Annotated in this window: 22 protein-coding genes and 1 tRNA gene; 6 read left to right on the top strand and 17 right to left on the bottom strand. The window is 32.4% G+C overall.

Annotation, left to right across the window (positions count from 1 at the left end; all coding sequences use genetic code 11):
- Positions 1-74: 74 nt before the first annotated feature.
- Positions 75-149, bottom strand: a tRNA-Pro gene (locus OIU83_RS15690).
- A 150-nt stretch (positions 150-299) separates the two neighbouring features.
- Here OIU83_RS15690 and trxB point away from each other — a divergent pair.
- On the top strand, positions 300-1,247 hold the full coding sequence (trxB, locus tag OIU83_RS15685) for a thioredoxin-disulfide reductase (protein ID WP_264207205.1): 948 nt from the start codon (positions 300-302) through the stop codon (positions 1,245-1,247).
- A 121-nt stretch (positions 1,248-1,368) separates the two neighbouring features.
- Here trxB and OIU83_RS15680 read toward each other — a convergent pair whose 3' ends face one another.
- From OIU83_RS15680 to OIU83_RS15660, 5 genes are all read right to left on the bottom strand, one after another.
- On the bottom strand, positions 1,369-2,202 hold the full coding sequence (locus tag OIU83_RS15680) for a DUF2807 domain-containing protein (protein ID WP_264207204.1): 834 nt from the start codon (positions 2,200-2,202) through the stop codon (positions 1,369-1,371).
- 80 nt (positions 2,203-2,282) lie between these two features.
- The gene (locus OIU83_RS15675; RefSeq protein WP_264207203.1) at positions 2,283-3,023 is read right to left on the bottom strand and encodes a head GIN domain-containing protein; all 741 of its coding nucleotides are present in this window, start codon (positions 3,021-3,023) and stop codon (positions 2,283-2,285) included.
- Between the two features lie 2 nt (positions 3,024-3,025).
- Positions 3,026-4,756 (bottom strand): PspC domain-containing protein, encoded by a 1,731-nt coding sequence (locus tag OIU83_RS15670; RefSeq protein ID WP_264207202.1) that lies wholly within the window; start codon positions 4,754-4,756, stop codon positions 3,026-3,028.
- A 2-nt stretch (positions 4,757-4,758) separates the two neighbouring features.
- Entirely contained in the window at positions 4,759-5,091 is a 333-nt protein-coding gene (locus OIU83_RS15665; protein ID WP_039112343.1) for a PadR family transcriptional regulator, read from the bottom strand.
- 217 nt (positions 5,092-5,308) lie between these two features.
- Positions 5,309-5,788: a DUF4870 domain-containing protein gene (locus OIU83_RS15660; RefSeq protein ID WP_264207201.1), complete on the bottom strand. Its 480-nt coding sequence runs from the start codon at positions 5,786-5,788 to the stop codon at positions 5,309-5,311.
- A gap of 231 nt (positions 5,789-6,019) precedes the next feature.
- Between OIU83_RS15660 and OIU83_RS15655 the strand changes: the two genes are divergently transcribed.
- Positions 6,020-6,472 (top strand): DUF4442 domain-containing protein, encoded by a 453-nt coding sequence (locus tag OIU83_RS15655; RefSeq protein ID WP_264207200.1) that lies wholly within the window; start codon positions 6,020-6,022, stop codon positions 6,470-6,472.
- A 360-nt stretch (positions 6,473-6,832) separates the two neighbouring features.
- On the opposite strand, the gene OIU83_RS15650 is transcribed toward OIU83_RS15655, so the two are convergent.
- The 11 genes from OIU83_RS15650 to OIU83_RS15600 form a co-directional block, all read right to left on the bottom strand.
- The gene (locus OIU83_RS15650; RefSeq protein ID WP_264207199.1) at positions 6,833-7,045 is read right to left on the bottom strand and encodes a hypothetical protein; all 213 of its coding nucleotides are present in this window, start codon (positions 7,043-7,045) and stop codon (positions 6,833-6,835) included.
- Positions 7,046-7,301: 256 nt separating this feature from the next.
- Positions 7,302-7,943, bottom strand: coding sequence for a DUF6891 domain-containing protein (locus OIU83_RS15645; protein WP_264207198.1), 642 nt, complete (start codon positions 7,941-7,943; stop codon positions 7,302-7,304).
- A 35-nt stretch (positions 7,944-7,978) separates the two neighbouring features.
- Entirely contained in the window at positions 7,979-8,860 is an 882-nt protein-coding gene (locus OIU83_RS15640) for an alpha/beta hydrolase (RefSeq protein ID WP_264207197.1), read from the bottom strand.
- Between the two features lie 48 nt (positions 8,861-8,908).
- Positions 8,909-9,397 carry a DinB family protein gene (locus OIU83_RS15635; protein ID WP_264207196.1) on the bottom strand — a complete coding sequence of 163 codons (489 nt, stop codon included), beginning with the start codon at positions 9,395-9,397 and terminating at the stop codon, positions 8,909-8,911.
- A 38-nt stretch (positions 9,398-9,435) separates the two neighbouring features.
- Positions 9,436-10,116: a GNAT family N-acetyltransferase gene (locus tag OIU83_RS15630; RefSeq protein ID WP_264207195.1), complete on the bottom strand. Its 681-nt coding sequence runs from the start codon at positions 10,114-10,116 to the stop codon at positions 9,436-9,438.
- Between the two features lie 270 nt (positions 10,117-10,386).
- Positions 10,387-10,557, bottom strand: a complete 171-nt coding sequence (locus OIU83_RS15625) for a hypothetical protein (protein WP_264207194.1) — start codon at positions 10,555-10,557, stop codon at positions 10,387-10,389.
- Positions 10,558-10,593: 36 nt separating this feature from the next.
- The gene (locus OIU83_RS15620; protein WP_264207193.1) at positions 10,594-11,226 is read right to left on the bottom strand and encodes a LysE family translocator; all 633 of its coding nucleotides are present in this window, start codon (positions 11,224-11,226) and stop codon (positions 10,594-10,596) included.
- 40 nt (positions 11,227-11,266) lie between these two features.
- A complete protein-coding gene (locus OIU83_RS15615; protein WP_264207192.1) occupies positions 11,267-11,794 on the bottom strand; it encodes a MepB family protein in 528 nt (175 codons plus the stop codon).
- 14 nt (positions 11,795-11,808) lie between these two features.
- On the bottom strand, positions 11,809-12,072 hold the full coding sequence (locus OIU83_RS15610; protein ID WP_264207191.1) for a P-loop NTPase family protein: 264 nt from the start codon (positions 12,070-12,072) through the stop codon (positions 11,809-11,811).
- Positions 12,073-12,135: 63 nt separating this feature from the next.
- A complete protein-coding gene (locus tag OIU83_RS15605) occupies positions 12,136-12,360 on the bottom strand; it encodes a P-loop NTPase family protein (protein WP_264207190.1) in 225 nt (74 codons plus the stop codon).
- A gap of 9 nt (positions 12,361-12,369) precedes the next feature.
- Positions 12,370-13,296 carry an alpha/beta hydrolase gene (locus tag OIU83_RS15600; RefSeq protein WP_264207189.1) on the bottom strand — a complete coding sequence of 309 codons (927 nt, stop codon included), beginning with the start codon at positions 13,294-13,296 and terminating at the stop codon, positions 12,370-12,372.
- A 390-nt stretch (positions 13,297-13,686) separates the two neighbouring features.
- Here OIU83_RS15600 and OIU83_RS15595 point away from each other — a divergent pair, with 390 nt between their 5' ends.
- From OIU83_RS15595 to OIU83_RS15580, 4 genes are all read left to right on the top strand, one after another.
- Positions 13,687-14,028: a cupin domain-containing protein gene (locus tag OIU83_RS15595; protein ID WP_264207188.1), complete on the top strand. Its 342-nt coding sequence runs from the start codon at positions 13,687-13,689 to the stop codon at positions 14,026-14,028.
- 40 nt (positions 14,029-14,068) lie between these two features.
- Positions 14,069-14,638, top strand: coding sequence for a helix-turn-helix domain-containing protein (locus tag OIU83_RS15590; RefSeq protein WP_264207187.1), 570 nt, complete (start codon positions 14,069-14,071; stop codon positions 14,636-14,638).
- Positions 14,639-14,938: 300 nt separating this feature from the next.
- On the top strand, positions 14,939-16,927 hold the full coding sequence (locus OIU83_RS15585; RefSeq protein ID WP_264207186.1) for an ATP-binding protein: 1,989 nt from the start codon (positions 14,939-14,941) through the stop codon (positions 16,925-16,927).
- A gap of 3 nt (positions 16,928-16,930) precedes the next feature.
- Entirely contained in the window at positions 16,931-17,365 is a 435-nt protein-coding gene (locus OIU83_RS15580) for a response regulator (protein WP_264207185.1), read from the top strand.
- The last annotated feature ends 7 nt before the right edge of the window (positions 17,366-17,372 follow it).

The following is a 17,372-nucleotide window of genomic DNA, read 5'->3' as shown; positions in this document are numbered from 1 at the left end:
GTTTTTGTTTATCTAAAAAGTTGAAAGGGATTAAAAACAAAAAAAGTCTTTTCAGATAAATGAAAAGACTTTAGTCGGGGTGGCAGGATTCGAACCTGCGGCCTCCTGCTCCCAAAGCAGGCGCGATAACCGAGCTACGCTACACCCCGAAAGCGGGTGCAAAGATAGATAAATATTTGAGTTGTCAAAACTATTTTCCAAAATAAATTTTATTTATTTTAATATAGTTATTTAGGATTTATTTAAGTCTCTAATTTTTAGAATAAAGTTTACCTTTGCATCTCAGTAAAATAAAAATTATGTCAGATACAATCGAAAAAATTAAATGCCTAATTATAGGTTCTGGTCCAGCAGGTTATACTGCCGCTATTTATGCCGCCAGAGCTAACATGAACCCCATTTTATATCAAGGAATGCAACCTGGAGGACAATTAACTACAACTAATGAAGTAGAGAATTTCCCTGGTTATGTTGATGGAGTAACAGGACCAGAAATGATGGTGCAATTACAAAGTCAGGCGCAACGTTTTGGTGCAGATATCCGTGATGGATGGGCTACCAAAGTTGATTTTTCTGGAGATATCCATAAAGTATGGATTAATGATACTATCGAATTACATTGCGAAACGGTAATTATTTCTACTGGAGCATCTGCTAAATATCTTGGATTACCATCTGAACAACATTACTTAAAAATGGGTGGTGGAGTTTCTGCTTGTGCTGTTTGCGACGGATTCTTTTATAGAAACCAAGAAGTTGTAATTGTTGGAGCAGGAGATTCTGCTTGTGAAGAAGCACATTACTTATCTAAACTTTGTAAAAAAGTAACAATGTTAGTAAGAAGTGAAAAATTCAGAGCTTCAAAAATTATGGAAGACCGTGTTCGTAAAACCGAAAACATCGTGATTTTAATGAACCACGATACTGTAGAAGTAGTTGGAGATGAGCAAGTAGTTACTGCTGTAAAAGCAAAAAATAAAACTACTGGCGAAATTTTTGACATTCCGGCAACAGGATTCTTCGTTGCAATTGGTCATAAACCAAACACAGATATCTTCAAAGACTATTTAACTCTAGATGAGACAGGATATATCATCAATACTCCGGGAACAACATATACAAATGTTGAAGGTGTTTTTGTTGCAGGAGATGCAGCCGATCATGTATACCGTCAGGCAATTACTGCTGCAGGGACAGGTTGTATGGCAGCTTTGGATGCCGAAAGATATTTGGCTTCAAAAGACTAATTAGACATACACATTATAAAAAAAGTCCCAATCGTAAGATTGGGACTTTTTTGTTTTTATAATCTCGACTCTGCTCGATTTGACAAGATTGTCAGGTAGCGGAGTCAAAACCTTTTACTTATTACTTCAATCTTTTTACCAATTTAGCTTCTTCTGTAAAACGAGTAAGTTCAATTTTAGGTGTTCCCAAAAGCTGAACTTCGGCTTTGTCTCCTGCAGCAATAGTAATTGTAGTTTCTGCAAGTAAGCTACAAGTTGTATAACTTTCGGCTGTAAGATTAGCATTCTTTACAGTAAATTTATTTCCTGTTAGTACAGAGTTGTTATCAAGTCTAAAAGTTGCATTTGTAGCATTACCTTCAATGGCTGCATTTGATTTTTGATATAAATCACATTTAAAATCTGTTGCGGCAACCAATGCTTTTAGTCCTGCATTTTTACTTAATTGAACACTTGCATTCTCGGATTTTAAGTTTAACTCGATTTTAGATTTATCATCAGCAATCAAAGCAAACTTTTTGGAATTTACATTCAAAAATAATTTCGAATAATCTACAGAGTTAAATGTAATGTCATCAAGCTGAACTTCCTGAATAGCGTTAACTACGGCTGTGTTTTTTGCAATAACTTTAATTAAATTCTTTGTATAAGTTACCCTTACAATTAGTTTTTTAAAGATACTGGCATCTTTGGATGTGTAAAGACGAAGTAATTGCCCATTTAAATCTGTTGCGATAATTTCGTGAAGATTATCGTCGGCTTCGATTTTTATTTCATTTTTTTCACCACGTTCCAGGTAAACTTCAAGATTGTCATTAATTTCAAGACTATTGAATTCACCTATTTCTTTGGAAGTGATGGTTACTGTTTTAGAACCTTTTATTTTTTCCTTTTTTTGTGCAAAAGTTGTCGTGGAAACAACTAAAAGTAGAAGTACTAGCGTGTAATTTTTCATTAAATTTAGTTTTTTACAAATATAAAAAAATCATCCACTTTCGATGGATGATTAATATAATTTTAAGGACTATTTAAGGTTTAATCTTGATTGATACTTCCTCCTGAACTCGAATTTTTTTCGATAGATTTAGGAACTGAATTGTAATTAACATTCGCTCCACTATTTGCTTCAGCTTTTAAACTCACAATTGGGTGTACATTTATAGAAGCACCGCTAGAAGCTTGTGCTTCAATATCGTTGGCAAGCATGTTTTTTGCATTAATACTACTTGCGCTAGAAGAAGAAGCTTTTAATTTCAATGCTTTTCCTTCTATGGATATTGAACTGGCACTACTTGTTTCGCAAGTAATAGCATCCGATTCTATATTTAAATCCATTGTTGCAGCGCTTGAAGCCTCTAGACTAATATCTTCTCCTCTTAAAATGTTTTGGCTTTTTACAGATGATGCGCTCGAAGCTTCTATTTTGTCAATATTTGGCATTTTTACAATAACCCTTTTAGACTTTACATTACTAAAAGAATTATAATCACATTTAATTACCAATGTGTTTCCTTCAACTTTAGTAGTTATTCCGTTTATCAAATTATCGTCAGCTTCTACAGTAACTTCGGTTTTATCCGATTGTTCAATTACAAGATCGATAGCGTTTTCTACAGATATATTTTTAAAATCTCCCTGAATGTTTCTTTTTTCAGTAGTAACTTTTCCGCTTCCTTGTATCGATTTTAGATTGTTTGTAAAGTTACAAGAAGCAAATAATAAAGCTGTTAAGGCAACAACTATAAACTTGGTAATACACATAATTATCTTGATCATGATTAGTTAATTTTAATTATAACTCCGTTTTTATCTGTAGTTAAGTGTCCTGATGTTTTCTTTCCGTTCAGAACTTCTTTTCCGTTTATTTTAACCGATACTTCATTTATAGTATCGCTTGGGTCATTATTTTCATTATTATCAACATCATCAAATTCATTTTCTGATATTGGACAATTCAAGCATTTAACTTTAGAACTTTCTACTTTATAGATGTAATTGTCTGAACTAAAATGCAGATTAAAGAAATTATCATCAGAGCGATCGTAATCTTCTACCGAAGAATCTGGTTTTAATAATTGTCCTTCTGGCAAGTATAAATAAATCTGAACTTCTTGATCTCTAAACTTGTTTTTTACATCAGTAAGAAAGTAATTATCAAGTATAAGTTGATTTCCTTTTATTTCGACTTTATAGTTTATTTTTTCGGCTCTTTCCTTAGCATCGATAAATGATCTTCCTCTTGCTTTTTTCTCTATTTGAATGTAAGCAGTTTTCTCATCAGTTTTCATTACATGAATGTTAACATTCGTTGAATATATCAGCTGATTATTTGCCGAATCCTGTACAAATTCAAAATCTGTGTGGTGATTAAGGTCTTTAGAGTAATAATCATTGTATTTAAACTTTACAAAAAGAGTATCAGTAGTTTTAATGTTTATAGGTTGTTTTTGTACCGATTTGTTCTCATAAGAAACCTCAGTTGCTTGTTTTATCCCAACACTTATTGCTAGTGCCATTGCTATAATCCAAACTGCAAGAAGTGTATACTTAGCAATATTTCCTATAGATTTCATGTTTGGAGCCAGTAATTTAAAACCCAAAAGTGTTAAGAAGAAAAAAGGAATCCCAACAGCAAAGAACATCAATAAACCAAACACCCAAATAGGGTAATCTGTAAAGTTCCCAGCGTCTACAAAATTCTGCCAAGGAAAATCAATAAAGATATTTGTTCCCAAAGTAAAAACCCCAATAAGCAATAAGATCAAAGTTGAGATCCCAGACATGATTAGAATAATTCCTAAAAACTTAGCGAAGATTTTAAAAACAGTCATAATAAAATCACCAAAACCATTTCCTAATTTCTCAGCACCCGTCTTTACCTGGTTTCCCATTTTGTCATAATCGGCATTTTTAAATTTATCCGAAAAAGACTCGATTTCCTCACGTACTTTTTTTTCGATATTCGAAATCGTAACCGGTTCACCAGTCATTTCAAGTTTCTCCGAAGTTGTTATAGCTTCGGGAGTTACAATCCATAAAACGATATACGCTACGATACCAGTTCCAAATCCTGCAAAAACAAATATCAAGAACATGATTTTTAACCAAACGGCGTCAATCCCAAAATAATGTCCCAAACCTGTTGCTACACCACCAATCATACCTTTTTCTTTATCACGGTATAATTTTTTGGTTCTTCTAGTTCCAGAATTGCTAAATGATTGATTAGATGAGTTAGCTTCTTCCTCTATAATGTAGTCTTCCGGTTGTCCCATTACTGCAATCACCTCATCTACATCTTTTAAACCTACAACATGTTTTTCGCTTTTTTGTTTCTCGGTCAATAATTCCGACACACGCATTTCAATGTCTTTAATAATTTCATCCTTACCAGAAGAGTTGCCCAAAGAACGTTTTATAGCGTCAAAATAGCGTGTTAGTTTTAAGTATGCATCTTCATCGATATGAAAGAACATACCTCCTAAGTTAATATTTACTGTTTTGTTCATGACTATTGTTTTTGATTGGTGATTAGTGTTACAGCATCCGAAAGTTCATTCCAGGTACCATTTAGTTCGTTTAAAAATGTTTGACCTATTTCGGTTAATCCATAATATTTTCGTGGTGGTCCCGAAGTCGATTCTTCCCAGCGATAATTAAGTAAACCGTCGTTTTTCAATCTGGTTAGCAATGGATAAATAGTTCCCTCTACTACCAGTAATTTTGCGTTTTTCAAAGTGTCTAATATTTCCGATGTATAAGCATCTTTTTCTTTCAGTACAGATAAGATACAAAACTCAAGAACACCTTTGCGCATCTGTGCTTTTGTGTTTTCAATGTTCATAATTTCATTTTGTTTTGTTTAGATTGAACGATTCGTTTTTTGATTGATGATTGATTGATGATTTTTTTTTTGAAGCTATTTCCTGCTCTCCGCTATATCTTTTTCTAGCAAAAAGAGCCAGAAAAAGGATGCCGCTTCTATCAGGGCTAGACTCATATATTGTATATAACTTTTAACTTTTTATCTTGTCATCCTGAGCGGAGTCGAAGGATAAGCGTTACTTAATAAAAGGAATCGTAAGCGGATATTTGTATAATTCCCCGTTCGAAGCTTTTATCGAAGCATAAATAACCAAAAAGAACTCAAGTACTTTTAACATCCCAAAGATTAAAATTGCCAAAACTCCAATACTCAAGATTCCGATATTGTCGCCAAGATTAAAATTATTCAGAATAAAATCTTCATCGTGAATAATTGTATTCATCGGAATGTTCTTGAAGATTACAAAAACAAAAATTGGAATAGCGATTAATGCAAGAGCCAAAGTGTATAACAATAAGCTTAACTGAAAATTTAAAGCTTGTTTACCATGATGATTCACAAATTCTGACTTGTCTTTTTTACTCGTCCAGATTAATATCGGGAAGATATAATTCCCAAACGGAATAAAATATTGAGTCAATGTACTTAAATGTGTGAACGCCGCAGTGTTTCTTTCAGATGATGTTTCCATGATTAGTGGTGTTGTTGTTTCCATGATTAAAAGTATATAGTAATTTCTTATACAAATATATGGCTAAAAGACAGTATCTTGTTTTGCATAGTACTAATTATTAACAAAATTTTAACAAATTTGAAATTTTATTTACATGAAAAAAGTGTTGGAAATGAGTGTAACTAGCCGTATTTATTGGCGTTTTATGAAAGTAATAACAATTTATTGTGCGCGCATAGTTTTTTTGTATTTTTACATAAAAAACAAAACGGTATGGCAGTTTCAGTTTCCAAACTCAATAAATTTGTATTATTCAAATTACCATCGGCCTTCATTTGTGGAGTACGAGTAAAAGAAATCGACGACAATAAATGCGTAGTAACGGTAAAACACCGTTGGATAAACCAGAATCCTTTTAACTCCATGTATTTTGCAGTACAAGCTATGGCAGCCGAACTTACAACAGGAGCATTGGTAATATCCGGAATCCAAAAAAGCGGACGCAAGATCTCTATGCTTGTGGCTAATAATAAAGGGAACTTTACCAAAAAAGCAACCGGACGTATTACATTCGTATGCAACGACGGTCATTTAATAGCCGAAGCTATCCAAAGAACAATCGAAACAGGCGAGGGGCAAACCTTCTGGATGAAATCTATAGGAACCGATGAAAAAGGAATTCAAGTATCCGAAATGGATTTTGAATGGAGCGTACGCGTAAAATAGTTATTAGCCACAGATTTACTTCGTCTGTTCGACTTTCAGTCTCGAGTTAAGAAAGTCAGTTTAGGATTTTGACACCCGAGCGATAGCGAACGGACGAAGTAAAGAGTTGCTAACTTAAATTGCCCATAAAAAGGGGACGCGGATGATACAGATTTACAAAAGTAAAGCCACGGATTAAAACTGATTTAAAAATAATCAAAATAAAATCCGTTTTAATCCGTGTTTTCGCCTTAGCGAATCCGTATCATCTGCGTTCCTTTCGTAAAGAGTTAGATAGTATGTAATCTATAGAAAGAAAATATAAAACATAAAAAAATGCCTCAATTTCTTGAGGCATTTTTTATGGAATACAAAGAAGTATTATTTCTTAGCACAACATTTTTTGGCATCTTTACCAGCCATGTCTTTATCGCATTTTTTTCCTTCGGCTTTGCATTTAGCTTTACATTTTTCAATATCAGCTTTGCTCATTGTTTTCGAAGTAGTTTCTTTTTTAGCTGTTGGCTTAGCTTCCTGAGCACTTACACCCATAGAGAATAATGCAATAGTTAGAACCGTGATTACTTTTGTCATTTTGTTTTGTTTTTTTGAATGTTGATGATTTCATTTTTAGATAGTTCTAAAATGATGAACCAAATATAATATCATTTACTGTTTGTAAGAATAAGAGTAGTGTTAATGTTTTTGTAAAAAAAGACGAAGGTATTTTAAGGTTCTGAGTAAAGGTTCTTAGGAATAAAGGTTCAAAGGTTTTTTGTAGAGGCGCACTGCAGTGCGTCTACGTAATATAGGTTTACACATAAAGTAACCCTATCATTAACCTAAACCACTACTTTACCATAAACGGCAATACTCTATTATGATTTAGTAAATCCTCATCGGAGTCACTATAAACCTTTTCCCAATTAAAGTTTGGGATCTCTATTTTGGTTTGAGCAGTTCCGTCCCAAACTATTTCGAAGTCATTATTTTTAAGTATTTCGGCTACTTTTTTGCCAACAGTAATTGTAACAGTATCATCCGAATTATCTATTTTTTGAAAAGAAATCATTAAGTTCCTACTATCCGGATCAATGGCTCTTTCTAGATCCTGGCCGTGATAAAAGCAATATCCATCCGATTGTATTTGGTGTTTTCTTAATTCTATTTCTACCTCAACAACTTCATATTCTCCTTCGCTTGTTGTGTAACCAGCATTATGAAGTGCAATAATTTTCGCTTCACTCAATTCATTAAATGCTTTTACAAGTCTTTCGGTATCAGTTGGAGTATTCCAGTTTTTGCTTGCTTCTTTGTGTTTTTTAAATTCAGCATCAATGGTTTTATTAATCCATTTTTCTGAAATTTCATCTTCCATTCCTTCATCTTCGACTTGTTCCAATGTCATTTCTTTAATTTCATCAATAGGAAAAAATCCCATTTTTATTTGATTTACTAATGAATCATAGATGTATTCTTGATCTTCGGTCATAATTTTTTAATTTATTAAGGAATGATGTTATCGTTTTATTTCTGATAAATAGTTTTTGGATAAAAGGCTTTAAAAGCGTTGTAAACAGCTTGATGAATTACAGTAGAGTGAATTTCGTTTTGGATATAATCATAATGTACTTTAGTATTGTTTCCGTCATTTTGCTTTAGCGTTTCGCTTAATGATACTGCTACATCATACATAGTTTTATCTTCGTCTTTGTCACAGGCAGCAATATATACTTGTACAGGTTTATTATCTTTTGCTTTAAGCAATTTAGGAGCTTCCGCCAATAAGGATTGATCTCCCCACCATAAACTTGGAGCGATAATTATATAGCTGTCAAATAAATTTCGGTGTTTTAATAAAATTTCGGTTGCTAGAAGTCCTGCCAATGATTCGCCGATAACAGTTTTATGATAGTCTGTATTGAATTTTTTATCAATATAAGGCTGTAGTTCTTTTTCAAGAAAAGCAATATACTTATCAGACCCGCCATACTTAGGAAAGCTTTCTTTTTTGAATCCTATTTTTTCTACAAAATCCAAATTCGGAACGCTAAATGTAAAATCACGTCTTCTATTGGTGTTTTCTATTCCAACTACAATTGATTTTGGAAATCGTGCTATCCAGGATTGTGTATTAAATCGAACGATTCCTGTAATATGAATAAAATCTTCTTCGAGACCACCATCCAGAATATATATTACAGGATATTTTAAGGTGTCTTTTTTATTATATCCTTCGGGTAAGTAAATGTTTATTGTTCTTGTTTCACCAAGTTCAGTCGATTTTATTTTATCTGTAATCCCAAGAACTATTGGTTGACTTTCATCTTTAACTTGTTTGTTTTTTGTTTGAGCAAAAATTGAATTTGCAAATAAAAGAAAGATAAAGAGGCAGCATATTTTTTTCATGAAAAGGTAATTTATTAAGTAGGAAACAAATAGTATAGATTTGTTTTATTATTGACGGACTATTATTTTATATTTTTCGATTTGGCGGCGATGTCTCAAAACGTGTACAATGGCATGTTCCATAATTTGTTCGATATCGTAAATTTGTCCCCAAGAGGTAATTAGTTTTTTGTTATTGGCAAATTCTTCGAGTTCATTGTCATTTATACCTTTAAAGGAATCGACCATAAAATTAAAAGAATCATTTAAGTGATTATGATAATCATGGATAGTCATGTGATATATTTCAAAAGGAAAATCTATTGTCTCTCCTTTAAAACGTCGAATGTAAATAGCGTAAGCATAACTCGAACAAACAACATGAGATAAAATAGTCTGAATTGATATAAAGCTGGAATCGGTTGTTTGATTGTCTACAATTATTATAAGTTCAGTATCCGAAATATCCGAAATAGTTTGTTGTAAATCAATAATTGTACGTTCGTATTCGTCAAGTAAAGCACCGATTGCTCCTTGCCTGTAATTCCTTGGTGTCATAATTAATTTGTTTTTAATAAATTAGAACTGCCTTTGTTTTACTTTGAAATATACCAAAGACTCATTTTTCGTCTCGTGGTGAATCCTAGTTTCTCATATAGTTTTATTGCACCTATATTATTTTCAACAACGTGTAAATAAGGTGTTTTATTCTGATCGAAAATGTTATTTACTGCATGAGCGATTAATTGTCTGGCATATCCTTGTCCTGTATAATCGGGATGGGTTACGATTGCACTTACTTCGGTAAAATCATTCATTTTCATGCGTTCGCCAGTAACAGCAATAAGTTTACTATCTTTAAATATTCCGATATAATTGCCTAGTAAAGCCGTTTTTCTTTTAAAATAACCCGGTTGAACCAAACTAACCAATTCAAATAAAGCATCGTTATGGTCGTTGGTTGTAAGTGGGATAATTTCTTCTTTTATTTCAATATCTATTCGATTATAGATAATCATTTGCAGACATATTAATTCTTTTTTCAATTCTAATTGATTTGAAAGTTGTGGTTTTTCGCCAACAATAAAAAAACTGTCTGTCAGTTTTGAATATTCATCAATTGCGTTTGAGATATTTTCGGAAGTCATAAATCCACCGAAAGGACAATAATCGGGATGATAAAATTTGATAGTATTGTAATCTACTTGAAACTCTTTATGTGTTTCTGATAAAGAATGCCAGGCAGGATTGTCTAATTTTGTGTAATCGGTATTCATATGCTTGATATCTCCAGAATTACTTCTCGGACGTTCGTATTATTTGTTTGATTAAAGGAACTTAGCTATTGTTTTGTAACGGATTTTTTAAATAAATTCTAATGCCCGAAGAAATACTTAATAAGATAAAAGGAATGAAAAGTGAGATTTGCCAAACGAGTTCTTTTCCCGTTTTCAATCCATTATTTATTAGATCGAATAATCCAAGTCCTATCATAAATAGAGCGCCTAGAAAAATAACCATTTGAATTCTATAGATTGTTTTAGTCATTATCTTTTTTGTCTTGCATAAATAAAGGAACCAATAATATATAACCAAACGAGAGTTGATAATCCGAGGAATGTGTCTCCAATAGTTTTATAACCCTGAAGTTTAATTATTGTTCCAGCAACTATACCAATAATTGCTAAAAATAAAAGTAATCGAGTGTTGTTTTTCATATTGTCTGTTTTAAAATTAGTTATGATCCCTTATAATTATCTTTTTGTGAAAGCGACTTTTAGGCCAAGTAAAATGAAAACTATACCAGTCATTTTATTCAATCGGCTTTCGGCATTTTTGTTTTTATTAAAAAGAGTTGCAACGTTACTTCTCATTAATGCCAAAAATGAACACCATATTAGGGTTATAATAAAGATGATGAATCCGAGTAATAAATAAGGAGCAGGGTTGTTTATCTCTGAACTTTTTACAAATTGCGGTAAAAATGCCAGGAAGAAAATGGCGATTTTAGGATTTAGAATATCGCTTAGTAAAGCTGTGAAAAATAATTTCCTGTTTTTAGTGTTTTTAACTTCAATAGATTTTATTTCTGTTTGTGTTGTTTTTGCAGTAAGCGATTTATAACCCAGATAAAATAAATAGGCAGCTCCTAAATATTTAACAATACTAAAGGCAAGTGCAGATTGTGCCAGAATAAGCGAAAGTCCAAATGTGGCAGCAAGCGTATGAACTATTAAGCCTAAACTAACTCCCAAAGCCGAATATAATCCTGCTTTTTTGCCTAGAGAAATACTTCTTGTTAATACCATGATAGTATCGATTCCCGGAGTAATAACCACAATTATTGCTGCTATTATAAATGTTCCTAAACTTTCTATTCCTGTCATGGCTATTGATTTAAGTATTAGCTAAAATAAGATTTATTTATCAAGGAATCAACTTTTTTATTAAATCCAACGCACCGGGTTTATCACTAGGAATAGTAACAAAATAGTCTAATTGCCATTGTTGTGTTTTCTGTGCTTGCTTGCTAGTTGTATTATCCCAAGGCGGATATACACGAATGGCACGTTTGCCTTCTTTCTTATCATCGGATAAAATTCCTTTTTGATGTAATACCGATTTAGGAAAAATAAATTGTCCAAAATGAGAATCATTTCTAGTGCTTACAATAAACAAATCGATATTGTCTGTAATCTCAAAAGGGGCAATAGGACCTTTGTTGCTTCTTTTCCATAACGTAACAAATTGTCCCACTTTGGTTGGAGTAATTTTCGCCACGCGATATATAACAGATTGTTTATTGATCTTAAAAGTATAAGCACCATAATCGGTACTCTCGGCTTCGGCTATTGGTTGTGTACATTCTAGGTTACAAGAATCGTAGAGTAGTTTTTTTGCTTCAAGCAAATCTTTATGAATGTTATTTGTGACCCAGATAGTTGAGGTTTCCATTGTATTAATTCTAATTATTTTATTCTTTCTTCGGTCAATTTATCGATGACTAGCTTCATTATTTCATCTACAGTTAAATCTCCTTCTATTTTTAGAATAGGAAAGGTGAATTTATTCAGCCAATTTTCGTGTACGATTAAATTTCTGTTAGCAATGCCTTTGGTATCATCATAGTCACCAGCCCAAGTAATGAATTCTTTGAATAATTTTATACGTTCCGGGTCGGTTAAAATAATATCTCCATATCTTTCCAGTTCTCTTTTCTTGAGACGTTCCATTCTTACTTCATGCGGTAAGTATAAGAAAATAACCAAATCGTATGCAGGGAATACATTCTCGCCTCAATTCATTGATGAACCACCCCAAATCCAGTTTTCATTATTGTTGAGTTCCGCTTGAATAGCTGAATTTCGCTCTTCGGGATTTCGTTTTATTGTAAAAGGCGGATTAGATTTCTCCCAGAAATAAGTATCACTGTAAAAATAGGGAATGTTTAACTTTTCGGATAAAGCGTTTCCTAGCATGGTTACTCCACTACCGGAAGCGCTAAAAATATGAACTCTCATTTTTTTTATCTACTTTTTATTGGTTTTCAAAATCCAATCGATACAACTATCTATCCACTGCACATCGCTCGTAGGATTATCCATTCCGAAACCGTGACCACCTTTGGCGTAAAAGAATGATTCAACGGGAACTTTGTTTTTTTGTAAAGCAGCAATAAATACAAGTGAGTTTTGCACTTTAACGGCATCATCATCTACCGCGTGGGTAATAAATGTAGGTGGAGTATTTGGTGTTATGTGCAATTCATTTGAGTATTCTTTAATTTTTTCCGGAGATACGCTTTCGCCCAATAAATTATTTCTAGAGCCTATATGCGTCAAACTATCTGCCATGCTAATAACAGGATAAGTAAGAATCATAAAGTCGGGACGTAAGTTTGTTTTTAGTGGATTATCGATGTAGGATTTTAAATAATGTGTACCTGCTGTGGCGGCCAAATGCCCTCCTGCGGAACTACCCTGAATTCCAACTTTGTTTGGATTTATTCCCCATTGTTTGGCATTTTCTCTTACTAATTCAATGGCGCGTTGTACATCTTGTAAAGGAACTATTTCTTTGTTGTTGACATATTTTGCATCTGGTAAACGGTATTTTAATACAAATCCTGCAATTCCGTTTTCGTTTAGTTTTTTTGCAATAGCATAACCTTCATGGTCAATTGCTACACCCGAGTAGCCTCCACCAGGGCATATAATTACTGCAATTCCTGTAGCTTTATTTTTTTCGGGAAGGAAAATAGTAAGGTCTGGATTAGCAACTCTTGTAATTACAGTAATCTTTTTTTCTCCAGCTGTATAAACAATAGTTGTGTCTTTTAAACCTGCAATTTCTTTAGAATTTGGAATTTTACCATTATATAAAGGGATAACTTTTTGAGCATATTGAGAACTAGACATTCCGATAAGTAAATAAATGGTTAGAAGTAGACGTTTCATAAAGTAGTTTTAATCGAATTTGGCGCTACGAATAAAATGATAGTATTCTAGCTTTGTATTACAAAAATAGGATTTATATTTTTTATCTATTTTTATTTAGTTATTTCAATACAATTTTAATTCTTGTAAAGAAAAATGCTGCAGCATATTAATGCTATAAAAGTAGAGAAGATTTTTATTTGAATAAAAGAAATATGATGCTGATATTTAATAAGTTATGTATATTTGTGTGAATTGATTTGAAGTTCGGAATTATGTAACAATTTTTAATAATTGTACAACGCTTAACCGATTTAAAACATCATCTTTGTTTTGTGGAGAATTTTTTTTTCAATACACTCGTTTATTACGAAAATTGAATTAGTAAATTAATACTCACCCAATAAACAAATGAATCATTTCGAAATTGAAAAAGGTAAATCACATATAATTGTTGAAATTATACAGTATATTCCTAATGCCGTTTTAAGTAAAACGATTATTAAGAAAACTACTGGAAATATTACAGCATCATCATTTGACGCGGGTGAAGAACTAGCCGAAAAAATATCTCCTTTTGATAATTATATTCAGATAATTGATGGGACTGCAGAAATAATAATTAATGACAAACCTCATAAGTTAAATCTTGGACAGGGGATTGTAATTCCGGCACATGCAAAACATAGCTTTAATGCCAATGTACAGTTTAAGATGATTTCGACCATTATAAAAAGCGGTTACGAAGACTAATTAAAAGATAATCGCAAATTATCATATAAGTAAATAAGAAATGAAACTCTATATAAAATATATGGTAAGCCTCCGCTGTAAAATGGTGGTAAAAGATGCATTAGAAAATCTAGGGTTGCAATGTGTAATTGTAGATTTAGGATTGGTAGAAATAATAGGCGACATTTCTCCCGAAATTCGCGATGAACTTAAAATAGTCTTGTTAAAGGCAGGATTAGAGTTAATGGACGATAAAAAAGCAGTTTTAATTGAAAAAATTAAAAATATAATTGTCGAAATGGTCCATTATACTGATGAACTTCCCAAAGTAAATTACTCCGATTATATTAGCGAAAAAATGGGTATGGAGTATACCCATATAGCCAAGATTTTTTCGGAAGTAAAAGGAATTACAATCGAACATTTCATTATAGCCCATAAAATAGAACGCGTTAAAGAACTTTTGTTGTATAATGAACTAAATCTTACGCAAATTTCTTACATGCTTAATTATAGCAGCGTATCTCACTTATCCCAACAATTTAAAAAAGTAACGGGACTTACCCCAAGTTTTTTCAAACAACTTAAAGACAAAAAAAGGATTGCCCTTGAGAATGTCGGAATTGTATAACTTCTTTTATTTATTATACAATAAGGTATAGATTAAAATAATCAAATTTGACTACGTTAAATAGGATTATTTGGACGCTCACTATAAAATAGATTATTGGTTCTTACTATAAATTACTAATTAAAACTGAGTTGTACACACTTGGTTAGCAAGCTCTTGCTTTAGATTTTAGTAAAAAAAACTATTGTAAAAAAGCATTTTTAAAAAAACACAACCACTTAAAGTAAAAGTGCCCCTATTGGAAAAACAACGTAATTCAATTAAGGAAATTGAAAATTCAAATTCGATAAACGAATAACAATGGAATCCAAGAACAAACAAGAAAATAGTTACGCGCGTAGCTTGATAGAAGCCAATTTAAATTCAATAATTGTTATTGATCAAACGGGAAAAATTACGGATACAAATCAGGTTTTTATTGAAATTGCTGGTAAGGACAGAAAAACAATTTTAGGAAGTTTTTGTTTTGATTATTTTACCGACCCAAAAAAAGTAAAAGCAGTTTGCAAACAAATATTTAAGATAGGATATATTAATGATTATGAACTAACAATTACCGACCATAAAGAAAAAGATGTCTTGTTTAATGGATTTGTTTACAAGGATAAAGAAGAGAAAGTACTCGGTGCTATCCTTATGGCTAGAAGTATTGAAAAGCAAAAAGTAATAGAACACGAATTACGAGAGGCCAAAGTTATTGCCGAAAATGCTACAAAAATTGCGGAGGATGCTACAAAGATTGCGGAGGATGCTACAAAGATTGCCGAAGATGCTGTAAAATCGAAGCAGCAATTCTTGTCGAATATGAGCCACGAGATAAGAACGCCAATGAATGCTATTATTGGTTTTACCAAAGTGGTACTCAAAACGGATCTAACAGCAAAGCAAAAAGAATATTTAACCGCTATAAAAATTAGTGGTGATGCATTGATTGTATTAATAAATGATATTTTGGATTTGGCCAAAGTCGATGCAGGAAAACTGATTTTCGAGAAAACACCTTTTAAATTGGCATTGTCTGTAACTGCTATGTTGCATTTGTTTGAAACAAAAATTCAAGAAAAAAACTTAAAATTAATTACAAATTATGATAAAAGAATTCCCGAAGTACTCATAGGAGACCCTACCAGGCTGCATCAAATTGTTTTGAATCTGGTAAGTAATGCGGTTAAGTTTACTAATAAAGGAAAGATTGTTGTAAGTGTGCAGTTGCTTTCGCAAGATAACGAAAAGGTATCAATAGAGTTTTCGGTTTGCGATTCGGGAATTGGAGTTTCAGCCGATAAAATGGAAAAAATATTTGAGAATTTTCAACAAGCTTATTCGGGTTCCTCAAAAATATATGGAGGAACGGGATTAGGACTTGCCATTGCAAAACAATTGGTAGAATTTCAAGGAGGAACGATTCAGGTAAAAAGTGAAATTAATAAAGGAGCAACTTTTAGTTTTGTTCTGGATTTCCAGAAAACAACTGCTGAGGCTGTTTTGGAACCCGAAATTATCGAGTTGAGCAGAGATATCAAAGATACAAAGATATTGGTTGTTGAAGATATGGAACTCAATCAGTTACTTATGAAAACCTTGTTGGATGATTTTGGTTTTGAATGTGATATTACTGCAAATGGGAAATTAGCTATCGAAAAGTTAAAAACCAAAACGTATGATATTATTTTGATGGATTTACAAATGCCCGAGATGGACGGTTTTGAAGCCACAGAATACATTCGTAATACGATGAAATCCCAAATTCCGATAATTGCCCTGACGGCAGATGTAACAACAGTAGATGTAGAAAAATGTAAAGCAGTAGGGATGAATGATTATATGGCGAAACCCGTTGACGAGAGACTGCTTTACAGTAAGTTGGTTGCGTTTTCTAAAAAACCACTACTAATTATTGAGCATAAAATTGGACAAAATTTATCCATAAAAAAAATTAAATATGTAGACATGAATTATCTCATTAAGTTAACAAAATCGAATCCGGTTTTAATGATCGAAATGATAAATGCCTACCTAAAACAAACACCACCCTTAATTGCTACAATAAAGAAAAGTCTTGAAGCCAAAGATTGGAAATCGATACATGCGGCAATTCATAAAATGATCCCTTCATTTTCGATAATGGGAATAAGTCCGGATGTTGAAAAAATTGCCAAAAAAATCCAGGAATATGCTTTTGCGATTGAAATTTCTAAAGAGATAAATGAGCTTATACTCGAACTCGAAAAAGTTTGTGGTCAAGCTTGCGAGGAACTCGAAATGGAACTCGAAAATTTAAAAAAATAAACCATGAAAAGAAAGAATAAAATAAAAGTTTTTTTGGTAGATGACGATTCGGTATTTCTAAAATCCTTGGAAATCGAGTTTTCATATCGTAATGAGTACTCCATAGAAACGTTCTCCTCGGGAGAACTTTGTATTGAGAATATACTAAAAAAACCAGATGTTGTAGTTCTGGATTATCATCTGGATGGGATTGATAAAACCGCTATGAATGGATTGCAAACACTGGACAAAATAAAAGAAATAGACAGAGGGATTCCTGTAATAATGCTTTCTTCCCATGATAAGGTAGATATTGCTGTAAGTTGTATGGATCACAGAGCATTCGATTATGTTGTGAAAAGCGAAACAGCATTTGTACGATTACAAAAAGCAATTGAAATTATCTTTAGATACCAAAAAATAGAAAATGAACTTCACCTTTATAAGGACAAAATGTAAATTCTTG

This window comes from Flavobacterium shii, from assembly GCF_025847235.1.
Classification (GTDB): domain Bacteria; phylum Bacteroidota; class Bacteroidia; order Flavobacteriales; family Flavobacteriaceae; genus Flavobacterium; species Flavobacterium shii.
Note: the sequence above shows the minus strand (reverse complement) of the source record. Positions and strands in the feature narration are given on the sequence as shown.

What these genes read in the sequence shown, in the direction of transcription:
- OIU83_RS15580 (WP_264207185.1), top strand. Translation starts at nt 16,931, where the DNA reads ATGAAAAGAAAGAATAAAATAAAAGTTTTTTTGGTAGATGACGATTCG.
- OIU83_RS15610 (WP_264207191.1), bottom strand. Translation starts at nt 12,072, where the DNA reads ATGGAACGTCTCAAGAAAAGAGAACTGGAAAGATATGGAGATATTATT.
- OIU83_RS15585 (WP_264207186.1), top strand. Translation starts at nt 14,939, where the DNA reads ATGGAATCCAAGAACAAACAAGAAAATAGTTACGCGCGTAGCTTGATA.
- OIU83_RS15665 (WP_039112343.1), bottom strand. Translation starts at nt 5,091, where the DNA reads ATGAACATTGAAAACACAAAAGCACAGATGCGCAAAGGTGTTCTTGAG.
- OIU83_RS15640 (WP_264207197.1), bottom strand. Translation starts at nt 8,860, where the DNA reads ATGAAAAAAATATGCTGCCTCTTTATCTTTCTTTTATTTGCAAATTCA.
- OIU83_RS15655 (WP_264207200.1), top strand. Translation starts at nt 6,020, where the DNA reads ATGGCAGTTTCAGTTTCCAAACTCAATAAATTTGTATTATTCAAATTA.
- OIU83_RS15605 (WP_264207190.1), bottom strand. Translation starts at nt 12,360, where the DNA reads ATGAGAGTTCATATTTTTAGCGCTTCCGGTAGTGGAGTAACCATGCTA.
- OIU83_RS15680 (WP_264207204.1), bottom strand. Translation starts at nt 2,202, where the DNA reads ATGAAAAATTACACGCTAGTACTTCTACTTTTAGTTGTTTCCACGACA.
- OIU83_RS15595 (WP_264207188.1), top strand. Translation starts at nt 13,687, where the DNA reads ATGAATCATTTCGAAATTGAAAAAGGTAAATCACATATAATTGTTGAA.
- OIU83_RS15590 (WP_264207187.1), top strand. Translation starts at nt 14,069, where the DNA reads ATGAAACTCTATATAAAATATATGGTAAGCCTCCGCTGTAAAATGGTG.
- OIU83_RS15620 (WP_264207193.1), bottom strand. Translation starts at nt 11,226, where the DNA reads ATGACAGGAATAGAAAGTTTAGGAACATTTATAATAGCAGCAATAATT.
- OIU83_RS15600 (WP_264207189.1), bottom strand. Translation starts at nt 13,296, where the DNA reads ATGAAACGTCTACTTCTAACCATTTATTTACTTATCGGAATGTCTAGT.
- trxB (WP_264207205.1), top strand. Translation starts at nt 300, where the DNA reads ATGTCAGATACAATCGAAAAAATTAAATGCCTAATTATAGGTTCTGGT.
- OIU83_RS15625 (WP_264207194.1), bottom strand. Translation starts at nt 10,557, where the DNA reads ATGAAAAACAACACTCGATTACTTTTATTTTTAGCAATTATTGGTATA.
- OIU83_RS15635 (WP_264207196.1), bottom strand. Translation starts at nt 9,397, where the DNA reads ATGACACCAAGGAATTACAGGCAAGGAGCAATCGGTGCTTTACTTGAC.
- OIU83_RS15675 (WP_264207203.1), bottom strand. Translation starts at nt 3,023, where the DNA reads ATGATCAAGATAATTATGTGTATTACCAAGTTTATAGTTGTTGCCTTA.
- OIU83_RS15670 (WP_264207202.1), bottom strand. Translation starts at nt 4,756, where the DNA reads ATGAACAAAACAGTAAATATTAACTTAGGAGGTATGTTCTTTCATATC.
- OIU83_RS15645 (WP_264207198.1), bottom strand. Translation starts at nt 7,943, where the DNA reads ATGACCGAAGATCAAGAATACATCTATGATTCATTAGTAAATCAAATA.
- OIU83_RS15630 (WP_264207195.1), bottom strand. Translation starts at nt 10,116, where the DNA reads ATGAATACCGATTACACAAAATTAGACAATCCTGCCTGGCATTCTTTA.
- OIU83_RS15660 (WP_264207201.1), bottom strand. Translation starts at nt 5,788, where the DNA reads ATGGAAACAACAACACCACTAATCATGGAAACATCATCTGAAAGAAAC.
- OIU83_RS15615 (WP_264207192.1), bottom strand. Translation starts at nt 11,794, where the DNA reads ATGGAAACCTCAACTATCTGGGTCACAAATAACATTCATAAAGATTTG.
- OIU83_RS15650 (WP_264207199.1), bottom strand. Translation starts at nt 7,045, where the DNA reads ATGACAAAAGTAATCACGGTTCTAACTATTGCATTATTCTCTATGGGT.